The organism is Sabulicella glaciei (assembly GCF_026183895.1).
Lineage (GTDB): Bacteria > Pseudomonadota > Alphaproteobacteria > Acetobacterales > Acetobacteraceae > Roseococcus > Roseococcus glaciei.
Window position 1 is genome coordinate 36,770 of record NZ_JAPFQI010000005.1, and the last position, 18,170, is coordinate 54,939.

An 18,170-nucleotide genomic window follows, 5' to 3' on the forward strand; every position below is an offset into this window, starting at 1 on the left:
CACGAGCCGCCAGGCTCGGGGATGCCTAGTCCACCTTCAGCACGAGCGCCGCGTGGCGCTCGCGCCCCTCATCCGTGATCGCGAAACGCCCGTCTGGCCGCTCCGCCGCGAGGCCCATGGCCTCCAGGCGGCGCAGGCAGGGCTGGTCCGCGAGGCCGGGCGGCCTGCCATGCCGCCCCACCAGCGTCAGCCGGTGCAGGGCCGAGCGGCAGCACGTCTCGAGATAGGGCTCGTTCCACATCGCTTCTCACCCCCGCGTCGCCGCACTTGTGGCGACAACCACCCAAGGCTGCAAGGAGGCCGCATGGAAGCCATGACGCCCACCATGATGTGGTGGATCAACGCCGTGGAGGCGCCGATCGTCGCCGCGCTGTTCTACATGATCCACGGTCTGCGCAAGGACCTGGATGCGCGGCTGGAAACCAAGGACACGCGCCAGAGCGACGGCCTCGCCCGCACGCGGGAGGAGCTGGCGGCCTTCAAGCTGGAGGTCGCGCGCACCTATGTCCCCCTTTCGCTGATCCGCGACGTGGATCGCCGCATGACCGAGCAGCTATTCCGTATCGAGGAGAAGCTGGAGGAGATGCGGCGCGAAACGGAGGGCCGCCGATGAGCGCCGCCCCTGCCCTGACGGCCAACGAGGCCGCGGCGGAACTCCTCGCCCGCGTGCTCTACGCCGAGGCCGGGTCCTGCCCGGTGCGCGGCATCGAGGCGCTGGCCGGCCTGGCGATGAACCGCGCCCGGCTGGTGCTGGAGGACGCGGCGGCGCAGGCGCGCTTCGCCAATGGCGAGGCGCCGGCGAGCCTGCCGCGCGCCCTCATCGCCGTGCTGCGTGCGCCCTTCCAGTTCCCCACGCGCCATCCCCGCCACAAGCGCCACGCCCTCTTCGCCGCGCCGCCCGAGGAGGATACGGCGCTGGCGGTGTGCCGGCGCGTCGCACAGCGGGCGCTGGCCGGGGCGCTGCCCGACGCATCGCGCGGGGCACTGCTGTGGCACGGGGCTTTGTGCCTGCCCGGCTGGGCGGTGGGGCGCATCCCCTGCGCCGAGCTGGGGGGCCTGATCTTCTACCGCCCCGCGTGATAGCTCCATCCCATGGAGCGCTTCATCTACACGCTGGTCCGCGCGTCGGACTGGGAGGCGGCGCGGGCCCTCGGCGAATACCGGGGCAGCGCCGATGACAAGCGGGACGGGTTCCTGCATTTCTCCACCGCCGCGCAGTTGCGGGCGACCGCGGCGAAGCACCGGCGCTGCGTCCTCGACTTGTGGATGCTGGAGGCGAACACGGCGGCGCTGGGCGACGCGCTGCGCTGGGAGGCCGCGAGCGGTTCCTCGCGCCCCGGGCTTTTTCCGCATCTCTACGCGGCGCTGCCGGTTTCGGCGGTGACGCGCGCCGTCGCCGTGCCGCTCGGCCCGGATGGGGCTCACCGCTTCCCGGACGACGTCCCCTGAATGACGGCGCGCTCGCTCATCAGGCAGGCGAGCGCGACCACTACCCCACCCGCAATGGTGGGCCCGGCCGGGGCGTTGCCGAAGACCAGCCAGTCCAGCGTGACGCTCCAGGGCAGGGCGATGAACTCGAAGGGCGCGAGCCGCGCCGGGGTGGCGTGGCGGAAGGCCAGCGCCAGCAGCACCGTGGCGGTGCCGGCCAGGATCCCGTTCGCCATCAGCGCCAGGGCTTGCGGCACGTCGGGCGTCACCCAGTGCAGCCCCGCAAAGGGCGCGGTGGCGAGGAGCCCGAGTGTGGAGGGAAACAGCACCAGCCGCGCGATGCCGCTTTCCGCCTTCAGGCTGCGATTCACCGTGATGTTCACCGCGTAGGTCACGGTGCCGAGCGCGGCGCACAGGAAGCCGAAGGCGCTGCCGCCCCCGGACAGCGACGGCATCAGCGCCAGCAACACGCCCGCGAACCCCACGCCCGACCAGATCCAGGCGGCGCGCGGCACCGATTCGCGCAGGGCGAGCCGCGCCAGCACCAGGGTCATGAAGGGGGCGGTGAAGAAGACCAGGTAGCCATCGGCCAGCGGCAGGTGGCGGAACGCCAGAAAGAACATCAGCCCCGAGCAGAGCATCGCCACGGCGCGCAGTGCATGCAGGCGCGGATGCCCGGTGCGGAAATCGCCCCCGGTGCCCGGCCAGGCGGCGCGGAGGAGGAAAAGCAGCAGCAGCAGCGTCGCGTGGCGGAAGGTCAGCGCCTGGGCGGCGCTGAAATCCCCCGACAGGAACTTGCTGTTCGCGTCCAGCACGCCGAACAGGCCGATGCCGAGCATCAGCAGCACCGGACCCTTCATGGCAGCGGATTTCGGGCGGGGTGGCGCCCCCTGTCAACCTCCAGGGAACCGGGATAGGAGACGCGGCATGACGCCCGCCCTGGCCTCCGCCCTCCTGCCGCTCGTGCGCCGCTTCGATGCCGAGACGGCGCATGGCTGGGCCATCGCGGCGCTGCGCGCGGGGCTGGCCGGGCAGGATCGGACGCCCGACGCGCCGGAACTGACGGTGGAGGCGATGGGGCTGCGCTTCGCGAACCCGATCGGCCTCGCCGCCGGCTTCGACAAGGACGCGGCGGCGATCGTTCCGCTGCTGCGCCTGGGCTTCGGCTTCGTGGAGGCGGGAACGGTGACGCCGCGCCCGCAGGCGGGCAATCCGCGCCCGCGCCTGTTCCGGCTGGAGGAGGATCACGCGGTCATCAACCGCATGGGCTTCAACAATGCCGGGCTGGATTCCTTTCTGGCGCGGCTGCGCGACCTCCGGCGCCCGCTGCCCGGCATCGTCGGCGCCAATGTCGGCGTGAACAAGGAAGGCGCCGACCCGGAGCGCGACTACCCCGCGCTGTGCCGCGCCGTCGCGCCGCTGGCCGACTACGTGACGATCAACATCTCCTCCCCCAACACGCCGGGTCTGCGCGACCTCCAGGGCGAGGAGCGGCTGCGCGCCATCCTGCGCGCCGTCGCGCCGCGCGGCCTGGGCAAGCCCGTGCTGGTGAAGCTGGCGCCCGACCTTGCGGAGGAAGCGCTGCCGGCGCTGGTCGAGGCAGCGGTGGAGCATGGGGTGGCGGGGCTGATCATCAGCAACACCACCATTTCCCGGCCCGAGACGCTGCGCTCCGGGCATCGCGGCGAGGCGGGCGGGCTGAGCGGCCAGCCTCTCTTCGAGCGCAGCACGGAGATGCTGCGCCGCGCGCATCGGCTGGCGGGCGGGCGCCTCGTCCTGGTGGGCGCGGGCGGCGTGGCCTCGGCCGAGCAGGCCTATGCGAAGATCAAGGCCGGCGCGACGCTGGTGCAGCTTTACACCGGCTTCGCCTTCGCGGGACCGGCCCTGCCGGGGCGGCTAAAGCGGGACCTTCTCGCCCTGCTGCGGCGGGATGGCGTGGCGCGGCTGCAGGACGCGGTTGGCGTGGAGGCGTAATCCGATGAAGATCTGGGAAAGCCTGGAACCGGTCGCGGACCGGTATGACGGCTTCGTGCTCGATTTGTGGGGCGTCGTGCATGACGGGCGCAAGCCCTATGCCGGCGTGCCCGAATGCCTGCGGGAGATGCGGCGGCGCGGCAAGCGCGTGGTCTTCCTCACCAATGCGCCGCGCCGCTCCTGGTTCATCGCGAACATGCTGGACGGCATGGGGCTGGAGCGCGACCTGTATGACGGCATCATCTCCTCCGGCGAGGTGACGTGGCGCTGGCTGAAGGACAGGACGCATCCCTTCTTCGCGGCACTGCGCGGCCGCCGCGCCTTCCACATCGGCCCGGAGCGCGACCTGTCGGTGGTGGAGGATGGCGCGGCGGAGATCGTCTCCTCGCCGGAGGAGGCCGACCTGCTGCTGAACACCGGGCCGGACCCTGAGCGCGGCCCCCGTTCCGTGGAGCCCTATCGCGAGGATCTGCGGGCCTGCTTCGCCGCCGGCCTGCCCATGGTCTGCGTCAACCCGGACCGCGCGGTGATGGTGGCCGGCGAGCGCATCCTTTGCGCCGGGGCGCTGGCCGACGTGTATGCCGAGTGGGGCGGCTCGATCTGCGAGGTCGGCAAGCCGGATCCGGCCGTCTATGGCCCGGTGCTGGAGATGCTGGGCGTCGCCGATCGCCGCCGCATCCTTTGCGTGGGCGACACGCCGCACACCGACCTGCGCGGCGCGCAGGCGGCAGGACTCGATGCGTTCTGGGCGCTGACCGGGCTGACGGAAGATGCCCATGGTTCCAACCCCTCGCCGGCGCTGCTGGCGCGGGTGGCGGAGGAGGAAGGCGCGCATCCGCTGGGCGCGCTGCGGCGGCTGAACTGGTGAGGATTTCGACGCCGGCAAGCATCGCTTCCCGGCGTCGAAACATGCCCAAGAACAGCATGCCAAAATGGCATGCGCGCGTAAGCCGGTTCGAAAGGCTGGATGCCTGTTTCGGCACCAATTTCCGCAGCCTTTTCCACAGGAAAATGATTTGCATCGTGAATCCAGCCCTTGTGGCTGATTCGGCGTTTCCCCTACACCATCTGGTAGCAGGAGGAGGGGAAACTCCCATGGATTGGACTCGCGAGGCCATTGACCGCCTGCGTGCCCTTTGGGCCGAGGGACATTCCACCGCCGAGATCGGCCGCCGCATGGGCGTGTCCAAGAATGCCGTCGTGGGAAAGGCGCACCGCCTTCAGCTTCCTGCCCGGCCCAGCCCGATCCGCCGTGACCTCCAGGCGCCGCGCCCACCTTCCGCCGGACGCAAGCCGACCCTCCCGCCGCTGCGCGTCGCCCTGCCCGCCGCGGCCTCGCCCGTGGCCGAGGCGGCGCCCGCCCCACGGCGCGAGGCACCGGCTGCCCCTGCCCCGTCCCTGGCGGCACCGGTGCTGCGCCCCTTCCCGCGCGGCGGCGTGAAGACCTGCTGCTGGCCCATCGGCGAGCCGGGCACCGAGGGTTTCCGCTTCTGCACCGCCGAGGCGATGAGCCCGAAGCCCTACTGCCCCGAGCACGCGGCTCTCGCCTATGTCCGCGTGAAGGACCGCCGCGAGGACGCAGCGTAATCCCCACGAAACCTGCTTCGCAGGTTCCGCGGGGGCCTCATCCGGCGGCCTTTCCCGGGCGATGGCACCATGGTCCCGCGGCGAGGCCGCGGGAGCCGGACTCAGCTCCGGCGCTGCTGCGCCTTCACCTTGCGCATGTGCTTGCGCCACCCGCGCGAGCGGCGCGGCGCCTGCGGCGCCGCCGCATCGCCTTCCGCCTCGCCGCCACGCCCCAGCGCGCGCCGCGCGACATGGCTGGCGACGCTCGCCGCCAGGAAAACCGGCTTGGCGACGGTTTCGACGATGCTCGAGATGCTGGCCATGATCTTGCTCCTTGCCTGACGGGCGCCGTGCGCCCTGTCGGGACGCAACGCGCGGGAGGCTAGCGCGTCGCCGCTTCCAGGAAGCGGATCAGCGCCTGCATCTCCTCGGGGCTGGACACGCGTTGCACCGGCATGCGCGTGCCGGGCGTCACCACGTCCGGGCCGCGGGTGAAGAGATCCGTCACCGTCTCGGCGTTCCAGACGATGTCGCCGCGCGCCAGGCGCTCGGAATAGGCATAGCCCGCCACGCTGCCCATGCGCCGTCCGAACAGCCCGTGCAGATGCGGCCCGGCCATGGGGGCGGGATCCGGCCGCAGCGTGTGGCAGGCCTGGCAGGCGCGCCACACCTCGGCGCCCAGCGGGTCCAGCCCGGCATGGGCCACTTCCTCTGCTTGCGGCGCCAGCGGGCCGAGGGGGCGGGCGGTCGCGGCGTCCCAGCGCCGCACGCGGCGATCCTGCCCGCCGCTCCACAGCGTCGCGCCATCCGGCGCGAAGGCCAGTGACCAGACCGGCAGCCCCGGCCCTTCCAGCGTGCCCCGCACCCGGCCGGAAGGAAGGTCCAGCAGTTCCACCGCGCCGCCGATCGTGCCGATGGCGAGGGTGCGCCCATCCGGCGCGGCGGCCAGGGCGATGACCGGGCGCGGCCCGGCCCGAAGCTCGCGCTGCGCCCCATCGGGGGAAACCAGCGTCACCGTGCCGTCCACCCCCGCCACGGCGAGGGTCCCGTCGGGCAGGGCCAGCAGGGCGGTGCGCGGCAGGCCGAACTCGGCGAGAATGCGGGAGGCGCCATCCGCCTCCCAGCTTCGCAGCGTGCCGTCCTGCCCGGTGCTGTGCAGGACGCCGCCCGCGAAGGCCACGGCGTCCACGTTGCCCGCATGTCCCTCCAGCACCCGCGCCGTTCCGGTGTCGAGGTCCCACAGCCGCACCGTGCCGTCCCAGGCGGCGGAGGCGAGGTGCCTGCCTTCGGCGGCCAGGGCCGCGACCGGCTCGGAATGGCCTTGCAGCACGCGTTCCGGCTCCTGGCCTTCCGGGCCCCACAGGGCGATGCGCGCATCCTCGCCAGTCGTGGCAAGGCGTCCGTCGGGCAGGGACAGCACGGCATGGACCGCGCCCTGATGCCAGCGCAGGACGCGGCGGGCGCGGCCGGCGGCGGGGTCCCACAGGATCACGGCCTGGTCGAAGCCGCCGGAGGCCAGCAGCGCCCCGTGCGGCGCTAGCGCCCGCACCGGCCCGCCATGCCCGGCGAGATCCTGCCCGGCGGCAGGCGAGGCGGTGAGGAGCAGCAGCAGGAGGAGGCGTCGCATGACCGGAGATTTTCCGCGCCACGTCGCGCCGCGCAAGCGCCCCAGCTCGGGCCTGTTTCCCCTCCGGCCGCCGCGTGGGATAATCGTTCCCTTTCCCAAAGCGAGGAGCGCGGCATGGACGGGATGCGGTTCGAGGATCTGTCGGTCGGGCAGAAGGCGCGGTTCAGCAAGACGATCACCGAGGCGGACATCCTGCTCTTCGCCGCCGTGTCGGGCGACACCAACCCGGTCCATATCGATGCGGAGGCCGCCAAGGCCACGGCCTTCGGCGAGCGCATCGCGCACGGGATGCTGTCCGCCTCCTTGATCTCCACCGTGCTGGGGACGCGCCTGCCCGGTCCGGGCACGATCTACCTGGCGCAGACGCTGAAGTTCCGCGCCCCCGTGCGGATCGGCGACACGGTGACCGCGACCGCCGAGGTGACGGCACTCGACCCCGCGCGGAAACGGGCGACGCTCGCCACCGTTTGCACCGTAGCGGGCAAAACCGTGTTGGAAGGTGAGGCCACCGTGATGGTTCAATCGAAGGAATGAGGCGCGTCTGCGTCTTTTGCGGCGCGGCGCCGGGACGTGACCCCCGCCATGCGGAGCTGGCCCGTGCCCTGGGGCGCGCGATCGCGGCGCGCGGGCTGGGCCTCGTCTATGGCGGCGGCAAGGTCGGGCTGATGGGGATCGTGGCCGATGCGGCGCTGGAGGGCGGCGCGGAGGTGATCGGCGTCATCCCCGACGCGCTGATGGATCGCGAACTGGGCCATGGCGGCTGCACCGAGTTGCGCGTCGTCCCCTCCATGCACGTGCGCAAGCAGGAGATGAGCGAGCTGTCCGACGGGTTCGTGGTGCTGCCCGGCGGCATCGGCACGCTGGAGGAGGCGGTGGAGATCCAGTCCTGGGCGCAGCTGGGCATTCACGGCAAGGGCTTGGTCTTCCTGGACGAGGATGGCTACTGGGACCCGTATTTCGCGCTGATCGAACGCATGGCGGAAGGCGCGTTCCTGCGCGCCGAGTACGTGGGCCTCGCCCTGCGCGCCCATTCTCCGGAAAAGGCCCTGGACGCGCTGGCCGACTGGCGCCCGCCGGAGCTGACCCGATGGATGGTCCGCACCGAGGCATGATCCACGGCGACTGGCGCTCCCTGCCCGAGGCCGCGCGCGGCGGCACCGTGGCGCTCGGCAACCTGGACGGGGTGCATCGCGGCCACGCCGCCGTGCTGGCCGCGGCGCATCAGGCGCGGCCCGACCTCGCCCTGGCGGCGCTGACCTTCGAGCCGCATCCGCGCGAGCATTTCCGCCCCGACGACCCGCCCTTCCGCCTGACGCTGCTGCCGGCCAAGGCGGCGGCGCTGGCGGCCATCGGCGCGCGCCACGTCCACGCCCTGCCCTTCGGCGAGGCGCTGGCCGCCATGGGGGCGGAGGGATTCGTGGAGGAGGTGCTGCATCGCGGCCTGGGCGCGCGGCACTTGGCCTGCGGCGCCGATTTCGCCTTCGGCCACCGGCGCGGCGGCGACGTCGCCTTTCTGGCCGAGGCGGCGGAACGGCGCGGCATCGGGCTGTCCGTGGTGCCGCATATCGCAGATGCGGAGGGGCCCATCTCCTCCACCCGCATCCGGCGCCTCCTGCAGGACGGGTATCCGGAACGGGCGGCCGAGCTGCTGGGCCGGCCCTTCGCCGTGGTCGGGGAGGTGGCGCATGGCGACAAGCGCGGGCGCACCATCGGCTTTCCCACCGCCAACATCTTCCTGGGCCGGCACCTGGAGCCGGCGCGCGGCGTCTATGCGGTGCGGGCGCGCCTCGCCGATGGGCGCGTAGTGCCGGGGGTGGCGAATATCGGCCGCCGCCCCACCGCCGGCGGCGACCCGGTGTCGCGGCTGGAGGCGCATCTCTTCGACTTCGCGGGCGACCTCTACGGGCAGGAGGCGAGCGTCGAGCTGCTGCACTTCATGCGGGAGGAGCGGCGCTTCCCGGATTTCGACACGCTGCGCACCCAGATCGCGGCGGATGCGGCCGAGGCGCGGGCCTGGTTGAAGGCCTGACCCCTCCCTTGCCGAGGCGGCGGCGCTTGACCTTCGGGCTGCCGCGCCAGCATATCTGCCCCATGCACGCGCGCCCGGATCAGCGAATTCCAGGCCCGGTCCTCGTTTGAGGGCCGGGAGCCGCCGCTGACACCAACGCCTTTCGCCGCGCCGTGCCGCGCGGACCGGACCCACCCATGAACGACTCTCCCGACACCAAGCCCGCCCGCGACTATCGCGGCACGGTCTTCCTGCCGCAGACCTCCTTTCCCATGCGCGGCGATCTGCCGAAGCGCGAGCCGCAATGGCTGGCCCGGTGGGAAACGGAAGGTCAGTGGGCGAAGCTGCGCGAGGCCGGCAAGAGCCGCCCGCCCTTCGTGCTGCATGACGGCCCGCCCTATGCGAACGGGCCGCTCCACATCGGCCACGCGCTGAACAAGATCCTGAAGGACGTCCTCAACCGCGCGGCGCAGATGGCCGGCTTCGACGCCGACTACATCCCCGGCTGGGACTGCCACGGCCTGCCGATCGAGTGGAAGGTCGAGGAGGAGTACCGCGCCAAGAAGAAGAACAAGGACGAGGTGCCGGTGCTGGAGTTCCGCGCCGAGTGCCGCGCCTATGCCCAGAAATGGCTGGACTTCCAGACGGAAGAGTTCAAGCGCCTGGGCGTCGCGGGGGATTTCGCGCAGCGCTACGCCACGATGGACTTCCCCTCCGAAGCGGTGATCGCGGGGGAGATCGGGCGCTTCCTGCTCAATGGCTCTTTGTATCGCGGGCTGCGTCCGGTGATGTGGAGCCCGGTCGAGAAGACCGCCCTGGCAGAGGCGGAGATCGAATACGCGGATCATGTCTCGCCCATGCTGTGGGCGCGGTTCCGCGTGGCCGAGGGTGCGCTGGGAGGCGCCAGCCTCGTCGCCTGGACCACGACGCCCTGGACCATCCCGGCCAACCGCGCGCTCGCGGTCAACCCGGAGCTGGACTACGCGCTGGTGCACGTGAACGGCAGCGACGGCCTGTTCCAGGCCGGCGAGCGGATCGTCGTGTCATTCAAGCTGCTGCCCGACTTCGCCGCCGCCACCGGCCTCGGCGCACATGACGTGGTGCGGCTGCTGAAGGGCGAGGAGCTGGTGGGGCTGTCCTGCCGCCACCCCTTCGCCGGGCAGTTCCCCGACAGCGATCTTTATGAAACGCCGCGCCCCGTGCTGGCCGGCGACTTCGTCACGGACGAGGCCGGCACGGGCATCGTCCACCTGGCGCCCGATCATGGCGAGGACGACTTCAACCTGTGCCGCGCGCACGGCATTTCCGCCATCGAGAGTCTCAACGACGACGGCACCTACGCGGAGAAGATGACCGGCGTCGCCGGGCTGCATGTCTTCAAGGCGCACGACCGCGTGTGGGCGCTGTGCGAGGCGGCGGGCACGCTGCTGGCGAAGGGGAAGCTTTCCCACTCCTACCCGCATAGCTGGCGCTCCAAGAAGCCGGTGATCTTCCGCGCCACGCCGCAATGGTTCATCGCGATGGAGGACGGCAACGCCATCCGCGCCAAGGCGCTGGACGCGATCGCGGCGACGCGCTTTATCCCCGAGGTTGGTCGCAACCGCATCGTCGGCATGGTCGCGACCCGCCCCGACTGGTGCATCAGCCGCCAGCGCGCCTGGGGCGTGCCCATCGCCGTCTTCGTCGAGAAGCGCACCGGCGAGGTGCTGCGCGACGAGGCGGTGATGCGCCGCATCGTGGAGGCGTTCCGCAGCGAAGGCGCCGATGCCTGGTACCATCCGGACGCCGCCGCCCGCTTCCTCGGCAACGAGCGGAACCCGGACGACTACGAGCAGGTGATGGACATCGTGGATGTGTGGTTCGAGTCCGGCTCGACCCACGCCTTCGTGCTGGAGGCACGCGGCATGCCCTGGCCGGCGGATCTCTACCTCGAAGGCTCGGACCAGCATCGCGGCTGGTTCCAGTCCTCCCTGCTGGAAGCGGTGGGGACGCGCGGCGTCGCGCCGTTCAAGTCCGTCCTGACGCACGGCTTCGTGCTGGACGAGGGCGGGCGCAAGATGTCGAAGTCGCTGGGCAACGTCACCGCGCCGCAGGAGGTGATCTCCAAGTACGGCGCGGACATCCTGCGGCTCTGGGTGATGAACTCGGACACGGCCGAGGACCTGCGCATCGGCAAGACCATCCTGGAGCAGCAGGCGGAGCTGTATCGCCGCCTGCGCAACTCGCTGCGCTGGATCCTGGGCGGCCTCGCTGGATTCACGGAGGCGGAGCGCGTGCCGGTGGCCGAGATGCCGGAACTGGAGCGCTGGGTGCTGCACCGCCTTTCCGAGCTGGATGCGCGGGTGCGCGGCGCGGTGGCGAGCCATGACTGGTCCGGCGTAGTGCCGGAGCTTCACGGCTTCTGCGCCACCGACCTGTCGGCCTTCTGGTTCGACATCCGCAAGGACGCCCTCTACTGCGACGGCGCCGACAGCCTGCGCCGCCGCGCGGTGCGGACCGTGCTGGACCACCTGCATCGCTGTCTTTGCGCCTGGCTGGCCCCGGTGCTGGTCTTCACCGCCGAGGAAGCCTGGCGCGCCCGCTTCGGCGAGGAGGCGGAAAGCATCCACCTGCAGCTTTTCCCCGATCTTCCGGCGGAGTGGCGCGACGAGGCGCTGGCGGCGAAGTGGGCCCGCATCCGCGAGCTTCGGCGCGAGGTCACGGGGGTGATCGAGGCGGCGCGCGCCTCCGGCCAGGTCGGCTCCTCGCTCCAGGCCGCGCCGGCGCTCGCGCTGCCCGAGGCGGACCGCGCCCTGCTGGACGAGGAAGGCTGGGCCGAGGTCAGCATCACCTCCGGCTTCCGGCTGGAGACGGGCGAGACGCCGTCCGCGCGCTTCGCCCCCGCCCCCGGCGCCAAGTGCGAGCGCTGCTGGCGCGTCCTGCCAGAAGTGTCCGATGCGCATGGTCTGTGCCTGCGCTGCGAGGCGGTGGTGCAGCCATGAGCCTGCGCGCCGCCGGGCTGCTCTTCGCCCTGGTCCTGCTCGTGCTGGACCAGCTTTCCAAGTGGTGGGTGCTGGAGGTGCTCGACCTGCCCGGGCGGCGCTCCGTGCCGCTGCTGGAGGCGGGTCCCTTCGGGCTGGACCTCACCATGGTCTGGAACCGGGGCGTCACCTTCGGGATGTTCTCCGGCGAGGGGGCGTGGAACCACGTCATCCTCGCCCTGCTGGCCATGGCGGTGTCGGTGTTCCTGCTGCGCTGGCTGTGGAAGGCCGAGAACAGATGGGCCGCCCTGGCGCTGGGCGCGGTGATCGGCGGGGCGGTCGGCAACGTGATCGACCGGTTCCGCTTCGGCGCCGTGGTGGATTTCGTGGATGCCCACGCCTGGGGATGGCATTGGTACGTCTTCAACATCGCCGATGCCGGCATCGTGTGCGGCGTGGCCGTGCTGGTGGCCGACGCCTTGATTCGGCCCGAGGGGAGGCGCAAAGAAGCGCCATGAAGCACGGCCTCGTCCTGGTCCTCCCGCTCGCGCTGCTCGCCGCCTGCGGAGGGGAAACCTCCCGCACCCTCGGCCTGACGCGCGACGCGCCGGACGAGTTCCAGGTGACCACGCGCGCGCCGCTTTCCATGCCGCCCACGCTGGGCGACCTGCCGCGGCCGCGCCCCGGCGCCGCCCGCCCGCAGGAAGTCCCGGCGGCGCTGCAGGCGCAGTCGGCCCTGGTGCCGGGCGCTGGACTGGGCGGCTCCGCCAGCCGCGCCACCCCGGGCAGCGGCGAGGTGGCGCTGCTCGGCTCCGCCGGCGGGCCGGTCACGGGCGACATCCGCAGCCGCGTGGACGAGGAAAGCCTGCGGCTGGAGCGGACCGACCGGAACCTCGTGGACCGGCTGATGTTCTGGCGCGAGCAGGAACCGCCCGGCGTTCCCGTGGACCCGTCGCGCGAGGCCCAACGCCTGCGCGAGAACGCGGCGCTGGGCCGCGACGCGGTGGAGGGCGAGACGCCCGTGATCCAGCCGCAGCGTCGCCGCGGCCTGTTCAACTGGAACCTCTTCTAAGCGTCGCGCCGCACGGGCATCCTTCCGACGGAGGAAGGAAACCACATGCCCACACGCCGAGCCCTGCTCGCCACCCCGGCCCTCGTCCTGGCCGGGGCGGCCCGCGCCCAGAATCCTGGACCGCGCTTCGAAACCATCCACCGCTTCAACACCCCCGCCGCCCGGCAGGGAGTCTGCGCCGACGCCACCCGCGCCTGGGTGGTGGATGACCGGCTGATCATCGGCTTCGACCGCGCCTCGGGCGCGGAATTCGCGCGGTTCGAATCGCCGCGCGAAGGGCCGATCATCCACATGAACAGCCTGTCGCTGCACGAGGGGCGGATCTATGCCGCCCATTCCAACTATCCGAGCGAGCCCATGCTTTCCTCCGTCGAGATCTTCGACGCGGGAACCCTGCGGCATGTGGGCAGCCATTCCTTCGGCATCATGCCTGGCAGCATCACCACCTGGGAATGGCATGACGGCGTCTGGTGGGCGGTCTGGGCCAACTACTCGCGCGTCTTCGGCCCGAACCAGCGCCCCTACGGCAACACCTGGTGGACGCACCTGACGCGGCACGACGCCACGCTGCGCCAGACCGGCGGCTGGACCTTTCCGCCCGACATCCTGCGGCGGGCGGAACCGATGAGCATCTCGGGCGCGTCCTGGGGGCCGGGTGGGTTCCTGTGGTGCACCGGCCATGACCACAAGGAGGCCTATGCGCTGCGCCTGCCCGCCATGGGCTCGGTGCTGCAACGCGTCCATACCCTGCCGATCGAGGCGGAAGGCCAGGCCATCGCCTGGGAGAAGGGGGACGGCAACGTGCTGTGGCAGATCATCCGGTCGCGGCGCGAGGTGGTGGCGCAAAGGCTTTCCGGGCTTTGACGGCAAAGGGGGCGGCCCCGCGCGGGACCGCCCCCGATCCGCCCCGGCTCAGCCGCCCGTGCCGGCAGCCGGGGCTTCGTGCGCCTGGCCGCGCGTCTTCCAAAGCGAGAAGACGACGCCGCCCGCGATCAGCGCCAGGGTGACGCCGAGCGAGATGGCCGGGTCCAACTTGCCGACGATCCCGTTCCAGAAGATCTTCCCGCCGATGAAGACCAGCACCATGGCGAGGGCGTATTTCAGGTACTCGAAGCGGTGCACCATGGCAGCGAGCGCGAAGTAGAGGGCGCGCAGGCCCAGGATCGCCATGATGTTGGCGGTGTAGACGATGAAGGTGTCGGTGGTGATGGCGAAGATGGCCGGCACCGAATCCACCGCGAAGACCAGATCGGCGATGTTGATCACGACCAGCGCCAGAAAGAGCGGCGTGGCGGCCAGCACCAGCTTGCCCGTCTTGCCGTCGGCCACGCGGACGAAGAACTTCTGGTCGTGCAGCTGGTCGGAGACGCGCATGTGGCGCTTCATGAAGCGCACCACCGGGTTCTTGGACACGTCCGGGTCGGATTCGGGCACCACCAGCATCTTGATGCCGGTGACGATCAGGAAGGCACCGAAGACGAACAGCACCCAGCCATGCTCCTGCACCAGGGCGGCGCCAGCGCCGATCATGATGCCGCGCAGCACGATCACCGCGATGATGCCCCAGACCAGGGCGCGGTACTGGAAGCGGCGCGGGATGGCGAAGTAGCCGAAGATCAGGCTGATGACGAAGACGTTGTCGACCGAGAGCGCCTTCTCGATGAAGAATCCCGTGAAGAAGGTGATGCCTGCGTGCGTGCCGTCCGAGGTGGTGATGACCCCGCTTTCATAGGCCCACCAGATGGCGGCGCCGAAGGCCATGGCGAAGCCAATATAGAAGGCGGAAAGCCAGAGGCTTTCGCCGATGCCCATCTCGCGATTGTCGCGGTTCAGCACGCCGAGGTCGAAGGCGAGCAGCGCCGCGACCACCGAAAGGAAGCCGGCCCACATCCAGACCGGCTTGCCCACCCATTCCAAGAACAGGAATTCCATTGCGTATCCCCTGTGCGCGCGCGGCTTCGGAATCTCTCTGCCGCGCAGTGGCAGAAAGATCCGACATCGCGGGAGCGGCCATTGGCGGCCGCCCGGCGCCAGAGGGGCCCGGATCGGGGAGCGTCCTAGCCGAATGGATGTTCGGCAATCAAGAGGAAATGTGAATCGCCGGCCCCGGGGAGATTATGGTTGCGGGGCGGGGCCCTGCCTCCCACATCAGCGCTGGCGCGGGGCCGCCGTTTGCGCGCGGCGCGCCGCCGGATTAGGGTCCGGCAAGAACGCTTTTTCGGGATCGAGGCTCACACATGGGTTCCTTCAGCATCTGGCATTGGTTGGTCGTCCTGCTGGTCGTCCTGCTGCTGTTCGGCAGCGGCAAGATCAGCGGGCTGATGGGGGACCTCGCCAAGGGCATCAAGTCGTTCAAGCAGAACATCAAGGAAGACGACACGGCCGACGCCTCCATGACCGCGGAGAACGCGCCGCCGGCCTCAGGCACCATCACCGGCCCTGCCGCCACCACGACGGCCAGCCCGGCCCCGGGCGCGACGACCACGACCACGGCGGGCACGACCGCGGGCACCACCGGCCGCCCCGCGGCCTGATTCCCGCGTGACGCCGCTTCCCGGCGCGGCGGTCGAGGCCATCCGCGCCGCCGGCCGCCGCATGGATGCGCGCGGCTGGGTTCCGGCCACCGCCGGCAACATCTCTCTCCGCCTGGCCGATGGGCGCGTGGCCATCACGCGGTCGGGCTTCCACAAGGGCTTCATCCCGGAAGACGGGGTGATGGCGGTGGACCTCGACGGAAGGCCGGAGGATGCGGCGCTGCGCCCCTCCGCCGAGACGGGGCTGCATTGCGGCGTGTTTCGCCGCTTTCCTGAGGTGCGGGCGGTGCTGCACGGGCATTCCGTCCCGGCCACCACCTTGTCGCGCCTCGCGGGCGACGGCCTCACCCTGGCCGGGTACGAGCTGCTGAAGGCCTTTCCCGGCCTTCCGACGCACGAGGCGGCGGTGCGCCTGCCGGTCCTGGACAACGACCAGGACATCGCGCGCCTCCAGGCGCGGGTCGAGCATGCCTGGGGCGCAGGGGCCGCCGCGATTCCAGGCTATTTGATCCGGGGCCACGGGGTCTATGTATGGGGCGCCGACATGCCGGGCGCCTTGCTGCGGCTGGAGGCGCTGGAATTCATGCTCGCCTGCGAGCTGGAGCTTCGGAGACTTCGCCCATGAGCCGACTGACCGTGTGGGACGCCTCGACCCAGGAGGAGATCCTCCGCACCGAGGACGCCGACGAGATCGCGCGCACCCTGTCCGACATCGGCGTGCGCTTCGAGCGCTGGCCGGTGGCCGACCTGCCCAAGGGCGCCCCGGCCGAGCAGGTGCTGGAGGCCTACAAGCCGCGCCTCGACGCCTTCCTGGCCGAAACCAGCGCGGGCACGGCGGACGTGATCCAGCTGACGCCCGAGCACCCGATGAAGGACGCGCTGCGCGACAAGTTCCTGAAGGAGCACACCCACACCGAGGACGAGGTGCGCTTCTTCCACGAGGGCGCGGGCAATTTCGTGCTGCATGTCGGCGGCAAGGTCTATGACGCGCATTGCACGACGGGCGACCTGATCTCCGTCCCCGCCAACGTCACCCACTGGTTCGACAGCGGCGACAGGCCGGACTTCACCGTGCTGCGCGTCTTCACCGACACCAGCGGCTGGACCCCGCACTACACGGGCAGCGACATGGCGGAGCGGTTCCCGGTCCAGGTCGGCTGATGCCGGCTGCGTCCGATCGCCGCACGGGGCCGGGGGCATGACCCGGCCCGAGGGCGCCATGCCGCATGTCCTGACGGATATCGAGGGCACGACCACCGCCATCGCCTTCGTCCACCGCACCCTGTTCCCCTATGCGGCGGAGGCGATGGCCTCCTTCCTGCGCGACCATGGGGCGGAGCCGGAGGTGGCGGCGATCCTCCGCGACGTGCCCGGCGGGAAACGGCTCGGCGACAAGCTCGATACGCTGCGCGGCTGGATGGCGCACGACGCCAAGGAAACGCCGCTGAAGGCATTGCAGGGGCTGATCTGGCGCCAGGGCTATGCGGATGGCGCGCTGCGCGGCCATCTCTGGCCCGACGTGGCCCCGGCGCTGCGCGCCTGGCACGCCGGCGGCGCCCGTCTCGCCGTGTATTCCTCGGGCAGCGAGGAGGCGCAGCGCCTCCTGTTCCGCCACTCGGAGGCGGGCGACCTGGAAGGGCTGTTCGAGCGCTTCTTCGACACCCGCATGGGCGGCAAGCGCGAGAACGCCTCCTATGCCCGCATCGCCGAAGCCTGGGGCGCGGAGCCGGGGCGCATCCTGTTCCTGTCCGACGTGGCGGAGGAGCTGGACGCGGCGCGCGGCGCCGGGCTGCTCACCTGCCAGATCGTGCGGGCGGAGGACGGGACGGAGCGCTCCAACCGCCACCCGGTCGCGCGCGATTTCGACGAGGTTCCTTTCGCAGCCGCGAAGGGCTAAAGCGGATCGCGTCCGGATGGCCTCATCCGGACGCGAGACGATGCTCCCCCAAACCAGAGGCTGGGCCGTGCCGCGTGGACGCGACGCCGCCCGGAAGGCCGCGACCGGAGAGGCGCCCCCATGCTGACGACCTACACCGTCGAGAACGGGGTGCTCTCCCTGCGCGACGGCGTGCAGGACACGCAGGCCTTGCGCCGCGCGGTGTGGATCGACCTGCTCCAGCCCACGCTGGAGGAGGAGCGCGCGGTGCAGGACGCGCTGAACCTGGAGATCCCGACGCGGGAGGAGATGCAGGAGATCGAAAGCTCCTCGCGCCTCTACCGCGAGGGCGACGCGCTGGTCACCACGGCGTCCTTTCTGTTCGGCGCCGACACGGGCGAATTCGGATCCACCCCCATTTCCTTCGTGCTGACCGGACAGAACCTCGTCACCGTGCGCTACGCCACGCCGCGCGCCTTTTCGGTCTTCGCGGCGCGCTGTCAGAAGGGGCCCACCCTGCTAACCAGCCCGGACGCGGCGATGCTGCACCTGATCGAGCAGATTGTGGACCGGCTCGCCGACATCCTGGAGCGGATCGGCGCTGACATGGACCGCGCGAGCCAAGCAACCTTCCGCAACGCGCGCGGCTCCCCCGCCGCCGACAAGCGCGACCGCGACCTGAAGGACGCGCTGATCACGCTGGGCCAGGTGGGGGAGGTGACGTCGCGCGCCTCGGAAACGCTGCTCGGCCTGTCACGCATCCTCACCTTCCTGACCGCCGAGAAATCCCTCGCCATCCGCAAGGAGAACCAGGGCACCATCAAGACCCTGGTGCGCGACCTCCGCTCGCTGACGGAGCACGCGAACTTCCTGAGCAACCGCGCCACCTTCCTGCTCGACGCGCTGCTCGGCATGACCAACGTGGAGCAGACGGCGATCATCAAGACCTTCACCGTGGTGAGCGTCGCGCTGATGCCGCCCACGCTGATCGCCAGCATCTACGGCATGAACTTCCAGCACATGCCGGAGCTGGAATGGACGCTCGGCTATCCCCTGGCGCTGCTGCTGATGGTGGCGACCGCCGTGCTGCCGGTCTGGTACTTCAAGCGGAAGGGGTGGTTGTAG

Annotated in this window: 23 protein-coding genes; 18 read left to right on the forward strand and 5 right to left on the reverse strand. The window is 71.0% G+C overall.

Annotated elements, in window-relative coordinates:
* Positions 1-25 precede the first annotated feature (25 nt).
* The gene (locus OF850_RS09065; protein WP_301589719.1) at positions 26-241 is read right to left on the reverse strand and encodes a hypothetical protein; all 216 of its coding nucleotides are present in this window, start codon (positions 239-241) and stop codon (positions 26-28) included.
* A gap of 63 nt (positions 242-304) precedes the next feature.
* Here OF850_RS09065 and OF850_RS09070 point away from each other — a divergent pair, with 63 nt between their 5' ends.
* The 3 genes from OF850_RS09070 to OF850_RS09080 are packed head-to-tail and all read left to right on the forward strand — an operon-like array spanning position 305 to position 1,449.
* Complete coding sequence (locus OF850_RS09070; RefSeq protein ID WP_301589721.1) at positions 305-613, forward strand: hypothetical protein; 309 nt, start codon at positions 305-307, stop codon at positions 611-613.
* Positions 610-1,080, forward strand: a complete 471-nt coding sequence (locus tag OF850_RS09075; RefSeq protein ID WP_301589723.1) for a cell wall hydrolase — start codon at positions 610-612, stop codon at positions 1,078-1,080. The genes OF850_RS09070 and OF850_RS09075 overlap by 4 nt, the downstream gene beginning before the upstream one ends.
* Before the next feature lie 12 nt (positions 1,081-1,092).
* A complete protein-coding gene (locus tag OF850_RS09080) occupies positions 1,093-1,449 on the forward strand; it encodes a DUF952 domain-containing protein (RefSeq protein ID WP_301589724.1) in 357 nt (118 codons plus the stop codon).
* On the opposite strand, the gene OF850_RS09085 is transcribed toward OF850_RS09080, so the two are convergent.
* The gene (locus tag OF850_RS09085; protein WP_301589725.1) at positions 1,422-2,288 is read right to left on the reverse strand and encodes a DMT family transporter; all 867 of its coding nucleotides are present in this window, start codon (positions 2,286-2,288) and stop codon (positions 1,422-1,424) included. The genes OF850_RS09080 and OF850_RS09085 overlap by 28 nt on opposite strands.
* A gap of 67 nt (positions 2,289-2,355) precedes the next feature.
* On the opposite strand from OF850_RS09085, the gene OF850_RS09090 reads away from it, so the two are divergent.
* The 3 genes from OF850_RS09090 (at position 2,356) to OF850_RS09100 (ending at position 4,989) form a co-directional block, all read left to right on the forward strand.
* A complete protein-coding gene (locus OF850_RS09090; RefSeq protein ID WP_301589726.1) occupies positions 2,356-3,402 on the forward strand; it encodes a quinone-dependent dihydroorotate dehydrogenase in 1,047 nt (348 codons plus the stop codon).
* A gap of 4 nt (positions 3,403-3,406) precedes the next feature.
* Positions 3,407-4,270, forward strand: a complete 864-nt coding sequence (locus tag OF850_RS09095) for a TIGR01459 family HAD-type hydrolase (protein WP_301589728.1) — start codon at positions 3,407-3,409, stop codon at positions 4,268-4,270.
* 227 nt (positions 4,271-4,497) lie between these two features.
* Positions 4,498-4,989, forward strand: a complete 492-nt coding sequence (locus OF850_RS09100; RefSeq protein ID WP_301589729.1) for a GcrA family cell cycle regulator — start codon at positions 4,498-4,500, stop codon at positions 4,987-4,989.
* Between the two features lie 101 nt (positions 4,990-5,090).
* Here the strand turns inward: OF850_RS09100 and OF850_RS09105 are convergent, their stop codons facing one another.
* A complete protein-coding gene (locus OF850_RS09105; protein ID WP_301589731.1) occupies positions 5,091-5,291 on the reverse strand; it encodes a hypothetical protein in 201 nt (66 codons plus the stop codon).
* A 59-nt stretch (positions 5,292-5,350) separates the two neighbouring features.
* Positions 5,351-6,595, reverse strand: a complete 1,245-nt coding sequence (locus OF850_RS09110) for a c-type cytochrome (protein ID WP_301589732.1) — start codon at positions 6,593-6,595, stop codon at positions 5,351-5,353.
* A gap of 114 nt (positions 6,596-6,709) precedes the next feature.
* Here OF850_RS09110 and OF850_RS09115 point away from each other — a divergent pair, with 114 nt between their 5' ends.
* The 7 genes from OF850_RS09115 to OF850_RS09145 all read left to right on the forward strand — a co-directional run bounded on the left by OF850_RS09115 (position 6,710) and on the right by OF850_RS09145 (position 13,499).
* The gene (locus OF850_RS09115; RefSeq protein ID WP_301589733.1) at positions 6,710-7,129 is read left to right on the forward strand and encodes a MaoC family dehydratase; all 420 of its coding nucleotides are present in this window, start codon (positions 6,710-6,712) and stop codon (positions 7,127-7,129) included.
* The gene (locus OF850_RS09120; RefSeq protein WP_301589734.1) at positions 7,126-7,707 is read left to right on the forward strand and encodes an LOG family protein; all 582 of its coding nucleotides are present in this window, start codon (positions 7,126-7,128) and stop codon (positions 7,705-7,707) included. The genes OF850_RS09115 and OF850_RS09120 overlap by 4 nt, the downstream gene beginning before the upstream one ends.
* The gene (locus tag OF850_RS09125) at positions 7,704-8,624 is read left to right on the forward strand and encodes a bifunctional riboflavin kinase/FAD synthetase (protein WP_301589735.1); all 921 of its coding nucleotides are present in this window, start codon (positions 7,704-7,706) and stop codon (positions 8,622-8,624) included. The genes OF850_RS09120 and OF850_RS09125 overlap by 4 nt, the downstream gene beginning before the upstream one ends.
* Before the next feature lie 176 nt (positions 8,625-8,800).
* Positions 8,801-11,584 carry an isoleucine--tRNA ligase gene (gene ileS, locus OF850_RS09130; RefSeq protein WP_301589736.1) on the forward strand — a complete coding sequence of 928 codons (2,784 nt, stop codon included), beginning with the start codon at positions 8,801-8,803 and terminating at the stop codon, positions 11,582-11,584.
* Positions 11,581-12,081, forward strand: a complete 501-nt coding sequence (gene lspA, locus OF850_RS09135) for a signal peptidase II (protein WP_301589737.1) — start codon at positions 11,581-11,583, stop codon at positions 12,079-12,081. The genes ileS and lspA overlap by 4 nt, the downstream gene beginning before the upstream one ends.
* Positions 12,078-12,635 carry a DUF3035 domain-containing protein gene (locus tag OF850_RS09140; RefSeq protein WP_301589738.1) on the forward strand — a complete coding sequence of 186 codons (558 nt, stop codon included), beginning with the start codon at positions 12,078-12,080 and terminating at the stop codon, positions 12,633-12,635. Before lspA ends, OF850_RS09140 begins: the two co-directional genes overlap by 4 nt.
* A 45-nt stretch (positions 12,636-12,680) precedes the next feature.
* Positions 12,681-13,499 carry a hypothetical protein gene (locus tag OF850_RS09145; protein WP_301589739.1) on the forward strand — a complete coding sequence of 273 codons (819 nt, stop codon included), beginning with the start codon at positions 12,681-12,683 and terminating at the stop codon, positions 13,497-13,499.
* Between the two features lie 48 nt (positions 13,500-13,547).
* Here OF850_RS09145 and OF850_RS09150 read toward each other — a convergent pair whose 3' ends face one another.
* Positions 13,548-14,567, reverse strand: coding sequence for a TerC family protein (locus OF850_RS09150; protein ID WP_301589740.1), 1,020 nt, complete (start codon positions 14,565-14,567; stop codon positions 13,548-13,550).
* Between the two features lie 305 nt (positions 14,568-14,872).
* Between OF850_RS09150 and OF850_RS09155 the strand changes: the two genes are divergently transcribed.
* The 5 genes from OF850_RS09155 (at position 14,873) to OF850_RS09175 (ending at position 18,170) form a co-directional block, all read left to right on the forward strand.
* Positions 14,873-15,169, forward strand: a complete 297-nt coding sequence (locus OF850_RS09155; RefSeq protein WP_301589741.1) for a twin-arginine translocase TatA/TatE family subunit — start codon at positions 14,873-14,875, stop codon at positions 15,167-15,169.
* Positions 15,170-15,176: 7 nt separating this feature from the next.
* Positions 15,177-15,794 (forward strand): methylthioribulose 1-phosphate dehydratase, encoded by a 618-nt coding sequence (locus tag OF850_RS09160; protein WP_301589742.1) that lies wholly within the window; start codon positions 15,177-15,179, stop codon positions 15,792-15,794.
* Positions 15,791-16,330, forward strand: a complete 540-nt coding sequence (locus OF850_RS09165; protein WP_301589743.1) for a 1,2-dihydroxy-3-keto-5-methylthiopentene dioxygenase — start codon at positions 15,791-15,793, stop codon at positions 16,328-16,330. The genes OF850_RS09160 and OF850_RS09165 overlap by 4 nt, the downstream gene beginning before the upstream one ends.
* A 37-nt stretch (positions 16,331-16,367) precedes the next feature.
* The gene (gene mtnC / locus OF850_RS09170; protein ID WP_301589744.1) at positions 16,368-17,066 is read left to right on the forward strand and encodes an acireductone synthase; all 699 of its coding nucleotides are present in this window, start codon (positions 16,368-16,370) and stop codon (positions 17,064-17,066) included.
* A gap of 120 nt (positions 17,067-17,186) precedes the next feature.
* Entirely contained in the window at positions 17,187-18,170 is a 984-nt protein-coding gene (locus OF850_RS09175) for a magnesium transporter CorA family protein (protein WP_301589745.1), read from the forward strand.